16 protein-coding genes and 2 pseudogenes are annotated in these 16,895 nt (G+C 57.7%); 10 read left to right on the forward strand and 8 right to left on the reverse strand.

Going from position 1 to position 16,895, the window contains the following annotated elements:
* Positions 1–5: 5 nt before the first annotated feature.
* Positions 6–842 (reverse strand): CvfB family protein, encoded by an 837-nt coding sequence (locus ACYZT9_RS20000; protein WP_084323383.1) that lies wholly within the window; start codon positions 840–842, stop codon positions 6–8.
* A gap of 351 nt (positions 843–1,193) precedes the next feature.
* On the opposite strand from ACYZT9_RS20000, the gene ACYZT9_RS20005 reads away from it, so the two are divergent.
* The 3 genes from ACYZT9_RS20005 (at position 1,194) to ACYZT9_RS20015 (ending at position 3,254) form a co-directional block, all read left to right on the forward strand.
* Positions 1,194–1,382, forward strand: a complete 189-nt coding sequence (locus ACYZT9_RS20005) for a hypothetical protein (protein WP_017337097.1) — start codon at positions 1,194–1,196, stop codon at positions 1,380–1,382.
* A gap of 220 nt (positions 1,383–1,602) precedes the next feature.
* A complete protein-coding gene (locus ACYZT9_RS20010; RefSeq protein ID WP_462007073.1) occupies positions 1,603–2,319 on the forward strand; it encodes a TorF family putative porin in 717 nt (238 codons plus the stop codon).
* Positions 2,320–2,384: 65 nt separating this feature from the next.
* Positions 2,385–3,254: a DUF6279 family lipoprotein gene (locus tag ACYZT9_RS20015; RefSeq protein ID WP_462007074.1), complete on the forward strand. Its 870-nt coding sequence runs from the start codon at positions 2,385–2,387 to the stop codon at positions 3,252–3,254.
* A gap of 124 nt (positions 3,255–3,378) precedes the next feature.
* Here ACYZT9_RS20015 and ACYZT9_RS20020 read toward each other — a convergent pair whose 3' ends face one another.
* Positions 3,379–3,768 (reverse strand): transcriptional regulator, encoded by a 390-nt coding sequence (locus ACYZT9_RS20020; RefSeq protein WP_462007075.1) that lies wholly within the window; start codon positions 3,766–3,768, stop codon positions 3,379–3,381.
* 181 nt (positions 3,769–3,949) lie between these two features.
* Between ACYZT9_RS20020 and ACYZT9_RS20025 the strand changes: the two genes are divergently transcribed.
* Positions 3,950–4,684, forward strand: coding sequence for a DUF899 domain-containing protein (locus ACYZT9_RS20025; RefSeq protein ID WP_462007076.1), 735 nt, complete (start codon positions 3,950–3,952; stop codon positions 4,682–4,684).
* Here ACYZT9_RS20025 and ACYZT9_RS20030 read toward each other — a convergent pair.
* Positions 4,665–5,519, reverse strand: a pseudogene (locus ACYZT9_RS20030) (ShlB/FhaC/HecB family hemolysin secretion/activation protein); the annotation flags it as partial. The gene ACYZT9_RS20025 and the pseudogene ACYZT9_RS20030 overlap by 20 nt on opposite strands.
* A 220-nt stretch (positions 5,520–5,739) precedes the next feature.
* Between ACYZT9_RS20030 and ACYZT9_RS20035 the strand changes: the two are divergent.
* Entirely contained in the window at positions 5,740–6,015 is a 276-nt protein-coding gene (locus tag ACYZT9_RS20035; RefSeq protein WP_462007077.1) for a hypothetical protein, read from the forward strand.
* Positions 6,016–6,088: 73 nt separating this feature from the next.
* On the opposite strand, the gene ACYZT9_RS20040 is transcribed toward ACYZT9_RS20035, so the two are convergent.
* Positions 6,089–7,435, reverse strand: a complete 1,347-nt coding sequence (locus tag ACYZT9_RS20040) for a DEAD/DEAH box helicase (RefSeq protein ID WP_150713764.1) — start codon at positions 7,433–7,435, stop codon at positions 6,089–6,091.
* A 192-nt stretch (positions 7,436–7,627) separates the two neighbouring features.
* Between ACYZT9_RS20040 and ACYZT9_RS20045 the strand changes: the two genes are divergently transcribed.
* Entirely contained in the window at positions 7,628–8,926 is a 1,299-nt protein-coding gene (locus tag ACYZT9_RS20045; RefSeq protein WP_462007078.1) for a mechanosensitive ion channel family protein, read from the forward strand.
* A 107-nt stretch (positions 8,927–9,033) separates the two neighbouring features.
* On the opposite strand, the gene ACYZT9_RS20050 is transcribed toward ACYZT9_RS20045, so the two are convergent.
* The 3 genes from ACYZT9_RS20050 to ACYZT9_RS20060 form a co-directional block, all read right to left on the reverse strand.
* Positions 9,034–9,900 (reverse strand): carboxylate/amino acid/amine transporter, encoded by an 867-nt coding sequence (locus ACYZT9_RS20050; RefSeq protein ID WP_462007079.1) that lies wholly within the window; start codon positions 9,898–9,900, stop codon positions 9,034–9,036.
* A gap of 329 nt (positions 9,901–10,229) precedes the next feature.
* Entirely contained in the window at positions 10,230–10,829 is a 600-nt protein-coding gene (locus tag ACYZT9_RS20055; RefSeq protein WP_462007080.1) for an FMN-dependent NADH-azoreductase, read from the reverse strand.
* A gap of 167 nt (positions 10,830–10,996) precedes the next feature.
* Positions 10,997–11,311 (reverse strand): 3-phosphoglycerate kinase, encoded by a 315-nt coding sequence (locus tag ACYZT9_RS20060; protein WP_462007081.1) that lies wholly within the window; start codon positions 11,309–11,311, stop codon positions 10,997–10,999.
* A gap of 49 nt (positions 11,312–11,360) precedes the next feature.
* On the opposite strand from ACYZT9_RS20060, the gene ACYZT9_RS20065 reads away from it, so the two are divergent.
* The 4 genes and pseudogenes from ACYZT9_RS20065 to ACYZT9_RS20080 all read left to right on the forward strand — a co-directional run bounded on the left by ACYZT9_RS20065 (position 11,361) and on the right by ACYZT9_RS20080 (position 15,587).
* Positions 11,361–12,284, forward strand: a complete 924-nt coding sequence (locus ACYZT9_RS20065) for a LysR family transcriptional regulator (RefSeq protein WP_462007082.1) — start codon at positions 11,361–11,363, stop codon at positions 12,282–12,284.
* A 13-nt stretch (positions 12,285–12,297) separates the two neighbouring features.
* Positions 12,298–13,103 (forward strand): annotated as a pseudogene (locus ACYZT9_RS20070) (alpha/beta fold hydrolase).
* 3 nt (positions 13,104–13,106) lie between these two features.
* A complete protein-coding gene (locus tag ACYZT9_RS20075; RefSeq protein ID WP_462007083.1) occupies positions 13,107–13,664 on the forward strand; it encodes a peptidylprolyl isomerase in 558 nt (185 codons plus the stop codon).
* Between the two features lie 90 nt (positions 13,665–13,754).
* Positions 13,755–15,587: an ABC transporter ATP-binding protein gene (locus ACYZT9_RS20080; protein WP_462007084.1), complete on the forward strand. Its 1,833-nt coding sequence runs from the start codon at positions 13,755–13,757 to the stop codon at positions 15,585–15,587.
* 180 nt (positions 15,588–15,767) lie between these two features.
* Here ACYZT9_RS20080 and ACYZT9_RS20085 read toward each other — a convergent pair whose 3' ends face one another.
* Positions 15,768–16,892, reverse strand: coding sequence for a GNAT family N-acetyltransferase (locus ACYZT9_RS20085; RefSeq protein ID WP_462007085.1), 1,125 nt, complete (start codon positions 16,890–16,892; stop codon positions 15,768–15,770).
* Between the last annotated feature and the right edge of the window lie 3 nt (positions 16,893–16,895).

The following is a 16,895-nucleotide window of genomic DNA, read 5'->3' on the forward strand; positions in this document are numbered from 1 at the left end:
CACGATCAGCTCAATTCGATGCGATCGGCATGGATAACGATCTGACCATTCTTGTACAACGCACCAATGGCCTTCTTGAAGTTACCCTTGCTGACGCCAAACATGCTAGTGATCACCGTCGGGTCGCTCTTGTCGCTCACCGGCAGCGTGCCGTTGTTTTCGCGCAACTTGGCGAGGATCTTCGAGTTGAGGCTAGTGGCCGCTTCTTCACCTACGGGTTGCAGGCTCAGGCTGATCTTGCCGTCGGCCCGGACTTCTTTGATGAAGCCCTTTTCTTCCTTGCCGGCGCGCATGAACTTGAAGATTTCGTTCTTGTGAATCAGGCCCCAGTGCTTGTTGTTGATGATCGCCTTGAAGCCCATGTCGGTGGCTTCGGCAACCAATAAATCAACTTCCTGGCCGGGCGTGTAGTTGGCCGGGGTCTTGTCGAGGTAGCGATCCAGACGTGCCGTCGCAGTGATGCGGCGGGTGTGCTTGTCGAGGTAGACGTGCACCACGACGTATTCGCCAGCGGTCATCTGACGCTTTTCTTCGGAATACGGCAGCAACAGATCTTTCGGCAGGCCCCAATCCAGGAAAACACCGATGCTATTGACTTCAACGACTTTCAAACTGGCGAATTCACCAACTTGAACTTTCGGCTTTTCGGTAGTTGCGATAAGTTTGTCATCGCTGTCCAGATAAATAAAAACGTTGAGCCAGTCTTCATCTTCGCTGGGAATATCTTTGGGAATATAACGATTAGGCAGAAGGATTTCGCCATCCGCACCACCGTCCAGATATAAACCGAAGTTAGTGTGTTTAACCACTTGCAAACTGTTGTAACGCCCGACTAAAGCCATTTCCAATACCCTCATTGCGTGGGCGGCATTCTACCCGTTTTTGCGGGCTGCGTTCGGCGCCCGGCCAGGTGGCTCCAAAAAATCCTGTGAAGGCCTTAATTTTCCTGGTTTTTTGCTGAATGCGTCTGGCCACTCGTCAGGCTAGCCTGCTGGTTTTTGCCCCTCCATCCTGGAAAAAATCCATTTATACCCACCGATGTTCTTATTTAAAACAGCAGCTTACGAAAGTATTTCGAATAATAACTTGCGATAAATCGAGCTTTTGTGATGTGTATTTCAGGGGGAGATTTACCAAGCAATTGTCAAGTATTTCCTGTACGATGCGTGGCCAAGTTAATTTTCTACAGGTTAATGGCCGCCATGCGTGTAAAAGCATCCAATAGCAAAGCAAAGCCAGCTCCAGCCGTTGAAACCAGCGAATCGATCAACAACCAGATTGCTGCGTTCCTCAAGTCCGGTGGCGAGATCCAGCAAATTGCCAAAGGCGTCAGCGGCCAGACGTTCGGCCCGTCCAAGCAAATCACGCTCGGCAAAAAGTAACACCCTTACAAGATCCCCTCGCGTCACCTGGTCCGTAAGCGCTTTGAGCTTCGAAGCGCTTGGACTGGAACCCTCCCGCCACCCCCCTTCAAATACATCAATATTTCAAAAATCGACGAACGGCCTTCGATGCCGAACATTCGCCGGTATGCTTGCACACGTCTAGATCAAGCGTTTCAGCAGTTTTTCGTATCTGCTCCTCGCTGTCATGGAGTGACGCATGCTCAAACCCTTTTTGTTTTTGCTCGGCGGTCTGATGTCATCTTCAATTACCAACGCGCAAATCTTCCAGCGTGAACTGGGGGACTTCGATCTCAAACTTGGCACTTCCCCCAGCCGCAGCATGGCCCAAGGCTTGGTCAAACCCTCCAACACCGGTTCCTTTCACGGCGGCCTCGACCTGAGCCACGACAGCGGTTTCTACGTCGGCCAATGGTCACCGAGCATGGGATTGAGTCCGGGAAACAACCTGGAAGTCGATTCTTACATGGGGTTTAAACAGCCTTTCGATCAATCCCTCGGTTACGAAGTCGGCATGATCCATTACAGCTACCCGAAGGTGGACACCCTCGACACCCAGGAACTCTTCGGCGGCCTCACCCTGCTCGGCAGCCGTTTCGGCGCAGCGTTCAGCAATGACCCGGATAAACAGAACAGCACCGTGTTCGCCGACCTCGGCGGCAATCAGCCGTTCGGCATCGGGATCAGCATGAAATACACCACCCATCAGCTCAACGCCCCGGTGTCGGTTGACGGCGGGTCCGTAGGCAGTTTCACCGATTGGTCGTTGACACTGTCCCGGCCGTTCATGGGCATCGACCTGGACCTGATCTACAGCGACTCGAGCCTTAGCGGCAGCGACTGCTCCGCCTATTCCGGGCACAACAGTCAGTGCGACGGCGTGGTCACCTTCAAGGCACAACGCGCGTTCTATTGATCGGCTGAACTGGCAGGCTCATCCTGCGTTCACATGAGAACGCAGGCTTTCGCAAGGACTCGCCCATGTCGCGCTGGTTGAAGTGTCTCGCCGTCATCATCACCCTCAGCCTCGCCCTCGGTGCCTGCAGCCGTGTGGGCCTGGCCTATCGCAACCTCGACGTGATCATCCCGTGGACGCTCAGCGATTACCTGGACATGAACGGCGAGCAGAAAGGCTGGTTCAACGAGCGCCTCAAAGAACACCTGAGCTGGCACTGCACCACGCAACTGCCGGGCTACCTCGACTGGCTGGACCGTCTTCAGGTGATGGTCGAATCCAACCAGGTTACCGACGCCGCGCTGCAAACCCGCACCCAGGAAGCCAAACAGGCGATCGCCCAGACCGCCCGGGAAATCACTCCGTCGGCCATCGAGTTATTACAGGGGCTGGATGAAAAGCAAGTGGCGGAGATGAACGACGCCTTTGCCAAGGATCAGCGCAAACGCCAGCAGGATTACCTCAAACCGCCCCTCGAACAGCAGATCAAGCAACGCAGCGAGCGTATGGAAAAACGGTTGAATGACTGGCTTGGCCCGCTCAGCCCGACCCAGCAACAACGCGTCGTAGCCTGGTCGAACGCCTTGGGCGACCAGAACACGCAATGGATTGCCAACCGTGCCCATTGGCAGAAGCAGTTCAGCGCGGCGGTTTCACAACGTCAGAGTCCGGAATTCCCACAGCGCATCGAGACACTTCTGGTGAATCGCGAGAGTTTATGGACGCCCGATTACCGCAAGGCCTACGCCAATACCGAAGCACAGGCTCGAAGTCTGTTTGTGGATCTGATGGCCGAGAGCACGCCGGTCCAGCGTCAGCGGTTGTTGAAGAAAATCGAAGGGGTGCGTAAGGATTTCAACGATTTGAAGTGTTTGAAAGCTGCACAGCAAAGCTAGGGGCATCACAAAACAAATGTGGGAGCGGGCTTGCTTGCGAATGCGATTTAACATTCAACATTTCTGCCGACTGTGAAACTGCATTCGCGAGCAAGCCCGCTTCCACATTGAGTCATAGGTACATTCAGGCAATCTGCGCCTTGGACGCGACCTCATCAAACGTCACCTCATCCAGCGCATCTTCCTGCTCATCCAGCACCTGCCGCGGATGATCATTGCCCGGAATGCTGCTGTCGATCAGGCTCAATAAACTCGAACCACGCAGGGTCAGCATGTAATTCGAACCGGTCCCACCCTGCTCCTCAGGCCGAGGTTCAATAAAACCGCGCTCCAGCAGTAACTTTTCGTACTCGCCAGCCACCGATTTCAGGTGATCCAGGTTTTCAGTCTGTTCGCCCTCCGTGGCTTTCTCCGCTGCGTACTGCTCGGCATAGGGCCGTGGCGTGAAGCTGGGCGCTGCGTTTTGCACTTCGTGCAGCAAACGTTCAATCAAATCCCAGTTGTAAGTTGTCATCCTGATTCAACCTCCAATGCCTGTGAGAAAGATGCTTCATAGGTATAGGTTGTGACCGGCTCCGTCGTCAGCCGTTCAGCGAAGGATTTGAGCGGCGCTGACCGACGGTATGTCGAACTCGGCCCAGGGTAAACGACTAGGTAAGTCAGTCACCTCCCAGCATTGCGCAGGAGAAAACCCGATGAACGCTCAGAACCATCCGATAGTTTCGCGAGAAGAATGGCTCGCAGCCCGCAAACAACACCTGGCCCACGAAAAAGCCTTCACCCGGGAACGCGACAAACTCAGCGCCGAACGCCGCGCGTTGCCTTGGGTGAAAATCGACAAGGACTATCACTTCCAAGGGCCTGACGGCGAGTTGAAGCTGGCCGACCTGTTCGGCGGCCGCAGTCAGTTGGTCATCTACCACTTCATGTTTGCCGACGGCTGGGACGAAGGTTGCCCCGGTTGCTCCTTCCTCTCCGATCACATCGACGGCGCCAACCAGCACCTGGCCCATCATGACGTCGCCGTGGTGGCGGTTTCCCACGCACCGTTCACCGAATTCCAGACGTTCAAACGGCGCATGGGCTGGAGGTTCGATTGGGTGTCGTCGGAAGGCTGCGATTTCAACTACGACTTTGGCGTAACGGCCCGAGCGGAAGACGTCGCCGCCGGCAAGGCGACCTACAACTACGAAAAAACCGACGGTGCCGAGGAAGAACTCCCAGGCCTCAGTGTGTTTTATCGCAATGAGGCAGGGGAGATTTTTCACACTTACTCAACCTATGCCCGAGGATTGGACATGCTGGTCGGCGCCTACAACTATCTCGACCTGACGCCGAAGGGACGGAATGAAAAAGAGATCATGGAATGGGTGAGGCATCATGATCGGTATGAGGACAAGGCCTCGTCGAGCTGCTGTCATGGGGGATAGATTGCTTCGCGAGCAGGCTCTTGGTGCGCAGGTGGGAAACGCCGGCGCTGAGGGAGGTCTTGCTCACGGCGTCGCGATGGATCACCCGCTCGGCGCGCAGCTGATGGTTTTCGCTGTCGCCGGTCTGCTTGAAGTTGTAACCGTTGGCGGCGATCTGCGAGCGGTACTCGCTCTGGCTGTAGGTGTAACTGAAGTTCCACCAGCCTCAGGGCAGGTTGTAATACAGCAACGCGTTGTTGGAGGTGTGCTGGTGATCGGTCATCGCATCATGACCGCCGCGCAACATCAGCTGATCGGCCAGACCCAGCGGACTGTCCCAATCGAAGGTCGTCCCCCACTGCTGCTCGCCGGTGCTGCGCTGACCGTCGTTGCTGCGGGACAACCCGGCACGCCAGGGTTTTTGCGGTGTGTTCTTGACCAGAATATCGCTGCCACCGACGTTCTTGCCGGGGGCCAGTTCCATCTGCGCCTGGTTCGATGGCAAGCGGTTGAGCTGGTCGACCATCTGCTCGATTTCCCGCAGGTTGACCAGCTCGCCAGTCTTGCCGGGGAAAGCCATGGCCAGTTCACGGACCGACAGCTGGCTGCCCTGCGCGCCTTTCAACCCTTCGAGCTTGCCCTCGACCACCAGCACCTTCAGATGCCCGCTGGAAAAATCCTGTTGCGGCAAATACGCGCGGCTGGTCACCAGGCCTTTGTCGATATAGTGGTCGGTGATGGCCTTCAGCAGTTCATTGAGCTGGGTAACGCCAAGGCATTGGCCAATGTAGGGCTTGAGCAGGCGCGTTTTATCGCTGTCCGAGAGGCTGTCGGCGCCTTTGAGTTCGATGTCTTTGGAATATTGATTCACCGGGGAAACCCTACCCGATGGACGGAAGCGCTCTAAAGCAGACCGGTCCGGAGAAATGGCGGGATGTTTCCTGGATCAACGCCTGATCAATCCACCGGACCAGGACGCGTCTCAGGAGGACCGCCTGATGAAAACGCGTGTTGAACTTTCGCCCGACAATCGGCCTCAACCGTTTAACCGCCCGATACGGATCTGAGGCCAGACCATGAAAACCCTGCTGAAACTCACCCTCGCCGCTGCCCTCGCCTGCTCGCTCCCGGCATGGTCCTGCACACCCGAGGAAGCCACTGCCAAGCGCGAACAGTTGGCGAAAGAAGTCACCAGACTCACTGAGCAGAATCCAGCCAAGGCCAAGGAGATCAATGCGGAGTTGCAGAAGATGGATTTGGGCACGGCCAGCGCCGACCTACCGGACAAGTGCCAGTTGATCGATCAACGACTCAAGGAGCTGGGATCGGCAGAGAAAAAAGCCGAGTACTGATCGGTTTGGTCCGAATTGCGAGCATAAAAAAACCGGACACACGTCCGGTTTTTTATGAAATCGCTACGGCGCTTTATTCAGCAGCCGGTGCTTCTGGCTTGCGGCGCTTCAACGGCGCCATGCCGTCCTTGCTGACCAGCGACAGAGCGTCGGTCTTCGGGCGATTGGCGATTTTGCGCTTGGTCGGTGCCTTGGCGCCGGTTTTCTTCTTGTCGCCCTTGGCGTCGACCTTTTTCTTCTTCACGCCAACGGCTTTACCCGAGGCCTTGACCTTTTTCGGACCGCCGTAAGTGCCTTTGACTTCCTTGATGGTACGACGCTCGAAGCTCTGCTTGAGGTAGCGCTCGACGCTCGACATCAGGTTCCAGTCGCCGTGGCAGATCAGCGAGATGGCCAGGCCATCGTTGCCGGCGCGGCCCGTGCGGCCGATACGGTGAACGTATTCGTCGCCGCTGCGCGGCATGTCGAAGTTGATCACCAGGTCGAGACCGTCGACGTCGAGGCCACGGGCGGCGACGTCGGTGGCGACGAGGATTTTCACGCCGCCCTGTTTCAGGCGATCGATCGCCAGTTTGCGGTCCTTCTGATCTTTGTCACCGTGCAGGACGAACGCCTTGTATTCCTGCGCCACCAGGCGGCCGTAAATGCGGTCGGCCATGGCTCGGGTGTTGGTGAACACGATTGCCTTCTGATAGGTTTCGTTGGCCAGCAGCCAGTTCACGATCTGTTCTTTGTGCTGGTTGTGGTCAGCGGTGATGATCTGCTGACGAGTGGTCGCATTCAGATCGCTGACGTTATTCAGCTGCAGGTGTTCCGGGTTGTTCAGGACCTTGGCGACCATCTCGCGCAGGCCCGAACCGCCGGTGGTGGCGGAGAACAGCATGGTCTGTTGGCGATTGGTGCACTCTTCCACCAGACGCTGCACGTCTTCGGCAAAGCCCATGTCCAGCATGCGGTCGGCTTCGTCGAGGACCAGCACTTCGACTTCTTTCAAGTCGAGGTTGCCGGCGTTCAGTTGCTCGATCATCCGCCCCGGCGTACCGATCAGGATGTCTGGCACCTTGCGCAGCATGGCGGCCTGGACCTTGAAGTCTTCACCGCCGGTGATCAGGCCGGACTTGATGAACGTGAACTGGGCGAAACGCTCGACTTCCTTAATGGTCTGCTGCGCCAGCTCGCGGGTCGGCAGCAGAATCAGGGTCTTGATGCTGACGCGGATTTTCGCCGGGCCGATCAGACGGTTGAGGATCGGCAAAACGAAGGCGGCGGTTTTGCCGCTACCGGTTTGCGCAGTCACCCGCAGGTCACGCCCTTGGAGCGCCAGCGGAATAGCCGCTGCTTGCACAGGCGTTGGCTCGACAAATTTAAGCTCGGCCACGGCTTTGAGCAGGCGTTCGTGCAGGGCGAATTGGGAAAACACGGGTGCTACCTCGAAGAAATACAAAAAAACAGCTGCATAGGGTAACGGTTTCGAGCGCGAAGGCCGAGTTTCTTTATGCAAACGACCGTAAACAATGGCTTTTTTGTTGCGTTTTTTGTCCTTAAACGTCATCCAAAGGGTCTTAAATGCTCTAATCGCCCCGACGCGTCCTATAGAAGAACGGTTTTAACCATGGATATCAAACAGCTCTGGCTCAACGTCCAAGACCTTTGGGGTGCGCTCGAACAGCACCCACTGCTGCATTCCAGTCTAGGTCTGCTTTTATTGCTGGTGGTGGCACTGGCCCTCGGACGAGTGGCGCGCTACCTGATCCTGCACGCGACCAAAATGCTGGGTCGCCAACCGGCATTGCACTGGGTCAACGACTTTCGCCAGAACAAGGTGTTTCACCGTCTGGCGCAGATGACGCCGTCCCTGGTGATCCAGTTCGGCCTGCACCTCATACCGGAACTGAGCAAAACCGCGCTGATCTTCCTCGGTAATGTGGCGCTGGCCTTCACGATTCTGTTTATGGTGCTGTCGATCAGCGCCCTGCTCAGTGCCTTGCTGGACATCTATGCACGCACCGAACATGCCCGTACCCGCTCGATCAAAGGCTACGTGCAACTGGCAAAAATGGTCTTGTACGTGTTCGGCGCGATCATCATCGTCGCCACGTTGATCGACCGTTCGCCGCTATTGCTGCTGTCAGGTCTGGGTGCCATGTCGGCGGTGATTCTGTTGGTCTACAAGGACACCCTGTTGTCGTTCGTCGCCAGCGTGCAGCTGACCAGCAACGACATGCTGCGGGTCGGTGACTGGATAGAGATGCCGCAAGTCGGTGCCGATGGCGATGTGGTGGACATCACCCTGCACACGGTCAAGGTGCAGAACTTCGACAAGACCATCGTTTCGATTCCGACCTGGCGCCTGATGTCCGAGTCGTTCAAGAACTGGCGCGGCATGCAGCAGTCCGGTGGGCGACGGATCAAGCGCAGCCTGTTCATCGATGCCAGCGGCGTGCGCTTCATCCGCGATGACGAAGAACAGCGACTGTCCCAGGTGCATCTGCTGACCGACTACATCAGCCGTAAACAGGCTGAACTCAAGGCGTGGAACGAAGCTCAGGGCAATGTCGCGGCGATGTCGGCCAACCGGCGGCGGATGACCAATATCGGCACGTTCCGCGCGTATGCACTGGCGTATTTGAAGAGCCATCCGGAGATTCAGCCCAACATGACGTGTATGGTTCGGCAGATGCAGACCACGGCTCAGGGAATTCCGCTGGAGATCTACTGCTTCACCCGCACCACGGTGTGGGCGGATTACGAGCGGATTCAGGGGGATATTTTCGATTACTTGCTGGCGGTGCTGCCGGAGTTCGGGTTGAGTCTTTACCAGCAGCCGAGTGGTGGAGATTTGCGGGCCGGGTTGCTCCCGGCGGTGCTTGGAGCGAGCCACATTCCCACGCCCGAAAAACACGTCATGTAACACCGCAATCCCCTGTGGGAGCGAGCTTGCTCGCGATGACTCAGTGTCAGTCGACATAGATGTTTCTGACACACCGCTATCGTGAGCAAGCTCGCTCCCACATGGGTTCAGTGTGCGACTGCGGGTTGGCGTACACCCAATCGACTGATCCACACCGCCATCAGAATCACCGATCCACCGAGAAGCAACCGCCCCAGTTCCTCATGTTGATTCCAAACCAGCAAGTTGATCAGCAATCCCACCGGCACGTGCAAATTGTTCATCACCGCCAGCGTGCCGCCATTCACCATGCACGCGCCTTTGTTCCACCAATACAACCCCAACGCGGTCGAGACCAGGCCGAGAAATGCCAGCACGCCCCATTGCAGCGGTGCTTCGGGCAGGAAATTCTGTTTGCCGAACAGTAGAAACGCTGGCAGCGCCACCGCCAATCCGCCGAGATAGAAGTAACCGAAACGCCGGTAATGCGGCAGGTCGCTGGGATGACGCGCCACCAGATGTTTATAAAGCACCTGCCCGGCGGCGTAGGTGAAGTTGGCCAGTTGCAGCAGCAGGAACCCCATGAAGAAATCCGGGTTGATCCGGTCGAAGCGAATCACCGCCGCGCCGAGCACTGCCACCAACGCTGCGACCAGCGCCCACGGATTGAAGCGCCGGTTCAGCGCATCTTCGATCAGCGTAACGTGGAGCGGCGTGAGGATGGTGAACAGCAACACCTCCGGCACCGTCAGCACCCGGAAGCTCAGGTACAGGCAGACGTAGGTCACGCCGAACTGCAACGCACCGATCAGCAGCATGCCGCGCATGAACGCCGGTTCCACCGAACGCCAGCGCGTCAGCGGAATAAACACCAGACCCGCCAGCAACACCCGCACCAGCACGGCGAAGTAACTGTCGACATGACCGGCCAGGTATTCGCCGATCAGACTGAAGGAAAACGCCTGGATCAGCGTGACAAAAAGTAGATAGCCCATGCTCGCCTCATTTTCGAATGGCGGCGACGATAGCGGGTTTTGCCCTTTATCGCGAGTTCACACATACCTGTGTAGGAGCGAGCTTGCTCGCGAAGGAGTGTCAGTCGACACGGTGTTGTCTGACACTCCTTCGCGAGCAAGCTCGCTCCTACAGAGATTGGGTCACCCACCAAATTGCAGACAAAAAAAAGCCCGATCTCGCCAATGCGTTCAATCGGGCTACAGCACTCAGGAGCAACAAGTGCAAAGGGAGGTTCGATGCGCGTAAAGCCTTGAAGGGGTTGCGCCAGGTCACTTGAACATCAAGGGATTATCTGACGATTAATGCCTCAGGCCACTTGGGCAAGCCTGGCGTTGGCCTGGTTCAATCCCTTCTCCTGGAAGTCGCCGCCCAGGTTCATGCCTTCGGCGTGAATGAACGTCACGTCGTGGATTCCGATGAAGCCCATGACCTGACGCAGGTAGGGCTCCTGATGATCCGCAGTGCTACCGGCGTAGATCCCGCCGCGAGCGGTCAGTACGTAAGCGCGCTTGCCACTGAGCAGACCTTGCGGGCCGGTGTCGGTGTACTTGAAGGTCACGCCGGCCCGCAACACGTGGTCCAGCCAGGCTTTCAGCGTGCTGGGTATCGCGAAGTTGTACATCGGCGCGGCCATGACCAGCACGTCGGCGGCCAGCAATTCATCGGTCAACTGATTGGAGCGTTCGAGGGAAATCTGTTCGAGGTCGCTGCGTTGTTCGGCCGGTTTCATCCAGCCGCCCAGCAGGTTGATGTCCAGGTGCGGCACCGGGTTGACGGCCAGGTCACGGACGGTGATCTGGTCGTTGGGGTGCGCGGCTTTCCACTGGCTGATGAAGGTCTGGGTCAGTTGACGGGAAACCGAGTCTTGCTGGCGGGCGCTGCTTTCGATGATCAGAACACGTGACATGAGATGTAGGCTCCATCTGAGAATGCTGTAGGTCGATGGAGTGAAGGTTAAACAGAGTCATATCGATGAAAAAGCGCAAATAACTGCTATAAACCATCAATAAATTCGTTTATAAGCGGTACTTACCTGTGGGAGCGGGCTTGCTCGCCCCCACAGGGGTCGTCCAGTTATTTCGGGGTGCAGGTCAGGTTGATACGCATCTTAATGATGGACCGGTTGAACTTGGCAGTGGCATTTTTGTGCTTGCCGGCGGCCACTTCGATATTGCGGGTGCGCGGTGCTTCCGGCCCATTATTGAAAACCACCTTACAGACTGCATCAGTGCTGCCGTAGTTGTTTACCTGGATGGAGGCGATATCGGAATCCGTGTCATACGCGTTGTAGTCGATGCTCAAGCCGTTCAGCTGTTTTTGAACGTCGATCGGGTAGGCAAACGCAGTCAACGGCAACATCGCCAGCAGCACAACACAGAATTTTTTCATTCGGCAGTCTCCAATAAGGACTGCCAGCTTAGGACAAGAGGAGCTCAACATGAAAGCGCCCCGCGTGACCCTTGATCAATGGCGAACGTTACAGGCCGTGGTCGACCACGGCGGTTTCGCCCAGGCCGCCGAAGCGCTGCACCGTTCGCAATCGTCGGTCAGCTACACCGTGGCGCGCATGCAAGACCAGCTCGGTGTACCTCTGCTACGCATCGACGGCCGCAAAGCCGTGCTGACCGAAGCCGGCGGCGTGTTGCTGCGCCGATCGCGGCAACTGGTGAAACAGGCCAGCCAATTGGAAGACCTCGCGCATCACATGGAGCAAGGCTGGGAAGCGGAAGTGCGGCTGGTGGTCGACGCCGCGTACCCGAGCGCGCGCCTCGTCCGTGCCTTGACCGCGTTCATGCCGCAAAGCCGCGGCTGCCGGGTGCGTCTGCGTGAAGAGGTGTTGTCGGGCGTGGAGGAAGTCTTGCTCGAAGGCGTGGCCGATCTGGCGATCACCGGTTTCAGCATTCCCGGTTATTTGGGCGCGGAATTGAGCGACGTTGAATTCGTCGCCGTCGCTCACCCCGAACACGCGCTGCATCGCCTGAATCGCGAGCTGAATTTCCAGGACCTGGAAAGCCAGATGCAAGTGGTGATCCGCGACTCTGGCCGCCAGCAGCCACGGGATGTCGGCTGGCTTGGCGCCGAACAGCGCTGGACCGTCGGCAGCCTGGCCACCGCCGCGACGTTTGTCAGCAGTGGGCTGGGTTTTGCATGGTTACCCCGGCACATGATCGAACGCGAACTCAATGAAGGCACGCTTAAGCTGCTACCGTTGGATCAGGGCGGCAGCCGTAACCCGAGCTTCTACCTGTATTCGAACAAGGACAAACCACTGGGCCCGGCGACGCAAATCCTCATCGAACTGCTGCGCACCTTCGACACCGCGCCGCTGGATGCCCCCTTCGCCGCCCCTGAACAAGCCTGACACGGAGTAACCCATGGCCTATTTCGAACACGAAGGTTGCAACCTGCACTACGAGGAATATGGCCACGGCACGCCGTTGCTGTTGGTCCACGGACTGGGCTCCAGCACCCTGGACTGGGAAGAACAGATTACGGCATTGTCTGCCCGCTACCGGGTGATCGTACCGGACATACGCGGCCACGGTCGCTCGGACAAACCCCGCGAGCGCTACAGCATCGCCGGGTTCAGCGCCGACCTGATCGCCCTGATCGAACATTTGAAACTCGGTCCGACACATTATGTGGGACTTTCCATGGGCGGCATGATCGGCTTTCAACTGGCGGTGGATCAGCCGCAACTGCTTAAAAGCCTGTGCATCGTCAACAGCGCACCCGAGGTCAAACTGCGCAGCCGCGACGATTACTGGCAATGGTTCAAGCGCTGGAGCCTGATGCGCGCGCTCAGTCTGGGGACCATCGGCAAGGCCCTTGGGGGTAAGCTGTTCCCCAAACCGGAACAGGCCGAATTGCGTCAAAAGATGGCCGAGCGCTGGGCAAAAAACAACAAACATGCTTATCTCGCCAGCTTCGACGCGATCGTTGGCTGGGGTGTTCAGGAACGACTTTCCAGAGTGTCCTGTCCAACCCTCATCGTCAGCGCCGACCGTGACTACACACCGGTGTCGCTGAAGGAGACATACGTAAAACTGCTGCCCGATGCGCGGCTGGTGGTGATCACCGATTCGCGCCACGCCACCCCGCTGGACCAACCCGAACGCTTCAACCAAACCCTGCTCGAGTTTCTCACCGCAGTCGACACCACCCCACTCAGGATCACTGACCCATGCTGAAAAAAATCGCCCTCGTCGCCGGCTCCGTTCTGTTTGCCGCCAACCTGATGGCCGCCACGCCCGCCAAGGCGCCGCACGTTCTGCTGGAAACCACCAACGGCCAGATCGAAATCGAACTGGACCCGGTCAAGGCGCCGATCAGTACCAAAAACTTCCTTGAGTACGTCGACAGCGGCTTCTACAACAACACGATTTTCCACCGCGTGATTCCGGGTTTCATGGTTCAAGGTGGGGGTTTCACTCAACAAATGCAGCAGAAAGAAACCAAGGCTCCGATCAAGAACGAGTCGAAAAATGGTCTGCATAACGTCCGTGGCACCCTGTCCATGGCCCGTACGTCTGTGCCGGATTCGGCTACCAGCCAGTTCTTCATCAACGTCAAAGACAACGACTTCCTGGACCAGGGCGATGGCTATGCCGTGTTCGGTAAAGTCGTGAAAGGCATGGATATCGTGGACATCATCGTCAACTCGCAAACCACTACCCGCGGCGGCATGAAAGATGTGCCTGCCGATCCTGTGTTCATCAAGTCGGCCAAGCGCATCGACTAACACCCACAAGCACAGGGATGTTGAGCGGCCGCCGGCATTCGGGGCCGCTCGTAGCGTTTAAAGGAGAGCCCGTGCGCGGGCGGAGAACTAATGCTTTATCGCCGTTTCGAACAACTGATCGACGTATTCCGTGACGCCCCGACGGCGGCTCCGCCCGACCGTGTTTTGCCCTTCTATACCTATTATCTGAAGCAGGTCTGGCCGAGTTTCGCGGCCCTGCTGACCGTCGGCCTGTTCGGCGCATTGATCGAAGTGGCGCTGTTCAGCTACTTGAGCCGCATAATCGACCTGGCCCAAGGCACACCGAACGTCGACTTCTTCAAGGAACACGGTATCGAACTGGCCTGGATGGCAGTCGTGGCACTGATCCTGCGCCCTGTGTTCGTGGGCCTGCATGATCTGCTGGTGCACCAGACCCTGAGCCCGAGCATGACCAGCATGATCCGCTGGCAGAACCACAGCTACGTGCTCAAGCAGAGCCTGAATTTTTTCCAGAACGACTTCGCCGGACGCATCGCCCAACGCATCATGCAGACCGGCAATTCGTTGCGAGACTCCGCCGTGCAAGCGGTGGACGCGCTGTGGCATGTGCTGATCTACGCGATCAGTGCGCTGGTGCTGTTCGCCGAAGCCGACTGGCGCCTTATGATCCCGTTGTTGACCTGGATCGCCGCCTACATCGGCGCCCTCTACTACTTCGTGCCACGGGTGAAAGAACGCTCCGTGGTGTCCTCGGATGCGCGCTCCAAGCTCATGGGCCGGATCGTCGACGGCTACACCAACATCACCACGCTGAAGCTGTTCGCCCACACCAACTTCGAGCAGCAATACGCCAAGGAAGCCATCGAAGAACAGACCATAAAAGCCCAACTCGCCGGCCGCGTGGTCACCAGCATGGACGTGGTCGTCACCAGCATGAACGGCCTGCTGATCGTCACCACCACCGGTCTGGCGTTGTGGCTGTGGACGCAGTCGCTGATCACCGTCGGTGCCATCGCCTTGGCCACCGGTCTGGTGATTCGGATCGTCAACATGTCTGGCTGGATCATGTGGGTGGTCACCGGCATCTTCGAAAACATCGGCATGGTTCAGGACGGTTTGCGGACCATTGCGCAACCGGTCAGCGTCACCGACCGTGAAGAGGCCAAACCGTTGACCGTCGCACGGGGCGAAGTGCGTTTCGAGCACGTGGACTTTCACTACGGCAAGAAGAGCGGGATCATCGGCGGCCTGAACCTGACGATCAGCCCCGGTGAAAAAATCGGCTTGATCGGCCCGTCCGGTGCCGGCAAGTCAACCTTGGTCAACCTGCTGCTTCGCCTCTACGACGTTCAGGGCGGGCAAATCCTGATCGACGGCCAGAACATCGCTGACGTCAGTCAGGAAAGCTTGCGCGAGCGCATCGGCATGATCACTCAGGATACGTCGCTGCTGCACCGTTCGATCCGCGACAACCTGCTTTACGGCAAACCCGATGCCACCGATGCCGAACTCTGGGAAGCGGTGCACAAGGCCCGTGCCGACGAGTTCATCCCGTTACTGTCGGACGCCGAAGGTCGCACCGGTTTCGATGCGCATGTTGGTGAACGCGGAGTGAAACTCTCCGGTGGCCAGCGTCAGCGGATCGCCATCGCACGGGTGCTGCTCAAGGATGCGCCGATCCTGATCATGGACGAAGCCACCTCGGCGCTGGACTCGGAAGTCGAAGCGGCGATCCAGGAAAGCCTCGAAACGCTGATGCAGGGTAAGACCGTTATCGCCATTGCCCACCGGCTTTCGACTATCGCCCGGATGGACCGGCTGGTGGTGCTGGAAAAAGGCAAGATTGCGGAAACCGGGACGCATGCTGAACTGCTGGCGCATGGCGGGTTGTATGCGCGGTTGTGGCAGCACCAGACAGGTGGGTTTGTCGGGATCGATTGAGGGGGGTGTATCCGTTCGCTAATGGTTCCGAAGCGTACGCATTTCTCCTGTGGGAGCGGGCTTGCTCGCGAAGGACGTCAACGATAACGCATGCGGTCTGAATGAACGCGGTGTCCGGACGTTTTTCGCGAGCAAGCCCGCTCCCACAGGTTCAACGCCGCTCTAGCTCTAGCCGAGGTATCAGTCTTGCCGATAAGGCAAGGCGGTCCTCGCTTCCTCGGCATACGCCAACACGCCAACACGTTCCTGATGAAGAAAGTCTTTTACCGCCGCTTTCAAACCGGGATGACGCAAGTAGTGCCAGGAATGGGTGATCACCGGTTCAAACCCGCGAATCAGCTTGTGTTCACCCTGAGCGCCGGCATCGAAACGCTGAAAGCCGTTGGCAATCGCATAGTCCATGCCTTGATAGAAACACGTCTCGAAGTGCAGACGGTCGAACTCCGCCAGACAGCCCCAGTAACGTCCATAAAAACTGTCGCCACCTACCAGACTGAAGGCCATCGCCACCGGTCGTGAGGCTTGTTTGGCCAGCACCACACGAATGGATTCCGGCATGCGTTCGGCCAATAAACTGAAAAACTCTCGCGTCAGATAAGGCCGTTGCCTACGCACTGCATAGGTATTGGCGTAGCAGGCGTAAACGAAATCCCACTGCGCCTGATCCAGTTGCCGGCCTTCCAGCCATTCGAATTCGAAGCCCTGCCCCGCCACCTGCTCGCGTTCTTTACGCATCTGCTTGCGTTTGCGGGAGCTGAGGGCGTCGAGGAAGTCCTGAAAATCCCGATACCCGCGATTTTGCCAGTGGTACTGACAGCCTATGCGCTGCAACCAGCCGGGTTGTTCGGCCAGTGCCGCATCGGTGAACGGGTCCGTGAAGTTGATGTGAGCGCTGGAGAGTTCTTCGACTTCAAGGTAGCCGGGCAGACTCTTCAGCAGTTCGAAACCGTCCTCAACCGTGGCCGCCAGCAAACGCGGTCCGCTGACCGGGCTGAAGGGCACGGCGGTCAGCAATTTAGGGTAATAGTCGATGCCGGCACGTTCGCATGCTTCGGCCCAGGCGTGATCGAACACGTACTCGCCGTAGGAGTGCCACTTGCGGTAACTCGGTAGCGCGGCGATCAACCGGCCATCTTCCCGGTGCAGAAGATGCTCGGGCTCCCACCCGGAATGCGCACCGACGCTGCCGCTGTCCTCCAGTGCGCTGAGAAAGGCATGACGCAGAAACGGCTGAGCATCCGGCACCAGGGCATCCCAGGTGTGCGGTGCTATATCAGACAGTTTTTCCATACGTTGCAACGGCATCCA

The sequence above is a fragment of the Pseudomonas sp. ZT5P21 genome (genome assembly GCF_054897785.1).

What these genes read in the sequence shown, in the direction of transcription:
- ACYZT9_RS20065 (WP_462007082.1), top strand. Translation starts at nt 11,361, where the DNA reads ATGAAAGCGCCCCGCGTGACCCTTGATCAATGGCGAACGTTACAGGCC.
- ACYZT9_RS20045 (WP_462007078.1), top strand. Translation starts at nt 7,628, where the DNA reads ATGGATATCAAACAGCTCTGGCTCAACGTCCAAGACCTTTGGGGTGCG.
- ACYZT9_RS20075 (WP_462007083.1), top strand. Translation starts at nt 13,107, where the DNA reads ATGCTGAAAAAAATCGCCCTCGTCGCCGGCTCCGTTCTGTTTGCCGCC.
- ACYZT9_RS20000 (WP_084323383.1), bottom strand. Translation starts at nt 842, where the DNA reads ATGGCTTTAGTCGGGCGTTACAACAGTTTGCAAGTGGTTAAACACACT.
- ACYZT9_RS20060 (WP_462007081.1), bottom strand. Translation starts at nt 11,311, where the DNA reads ATGAAAAAATTCTGTGTTGTGCTGCTGGCGATGTTGCCGTTGACTGCG.
- ACYZT9_RS20035 (WP_462007077.1), top strand. Translation starts at nt 5,740, where the DNA reads ATGAAAACCCTGCTGAAACTCACCCTCGCCGCTGCCCTCGCCTGCTCG.
- ACYZT9_RS20085 (WP_462007085.1), bottom strand. Translation starts at nt 16,892, where the DNA reads ATGCCGTTGCAACGTATGGAAAAACTGTCTGATATAGCACCGCACACC.
- ACYZT9_RS20025 (WP_462007076.1), top strand. Translation starts at nt 3,950, where the DNA reads ATGAACGCTCAGAACCATCCGATAGTTTCGCGAGAAGAATGGCTCGCA.
- ACYZT9_RS20055 (WP_462007080.1), bottom strand. Translation starts at nt 10,829, where the DNA reads ATGTCACGTGTTCTGATCATCGAAAGCAGCGCCCGCCAGCAAGACTCG.
- ACYZT9_RS20020 (WP_462007075.1), bottom strand. Translation starts at nt 3,768, where the DNA reads ATGACAACTTACAACTGGGATTTGATTGAACGTTTGCTGCACGAAGTG.
- ACYZT9_RS20080 (WP_462007084.1), top strand. Translation starts at nt 13,755, where the DNA reads ATGCTTTATCGCCGTTTCGAACAACTGATCGACGTATTCCGTGACGCC.
- ACYZT9_RS20015 (WP_462007074.1), top strand. Translation starts at nt 2,385, where the DNA reads ATGTCGCGCTGGTTGAAGTGTCTCGCCGTCATCATCACCCTCAGCCTC.
- ACYZT9_RS20010 (WP_462007073.1), top strand. Translation starts at nt 1,603, where the DNA reads ATGCTCAAACCCTTTTTGTTTTTGCTCGGCGGTCTGATGTCATCTTCA.
- ACYZT9_RS20050 (WP_462007079.1), bottom strand. Translation starts at nt 9,900, where the DNA reads ATGGGCTATCTACTTTTTGTCACGCTGATCCAGGCGTTTTCCTTCAGT.
- ACYZT9_RS20005 (WP_017337097.1), top strand. Translation starts at nt 1,194, where the DNA reads ATGGCCGCCATGCGTGTAAAAGCATCCAATAGCAAAGCAAAGCCAGCT.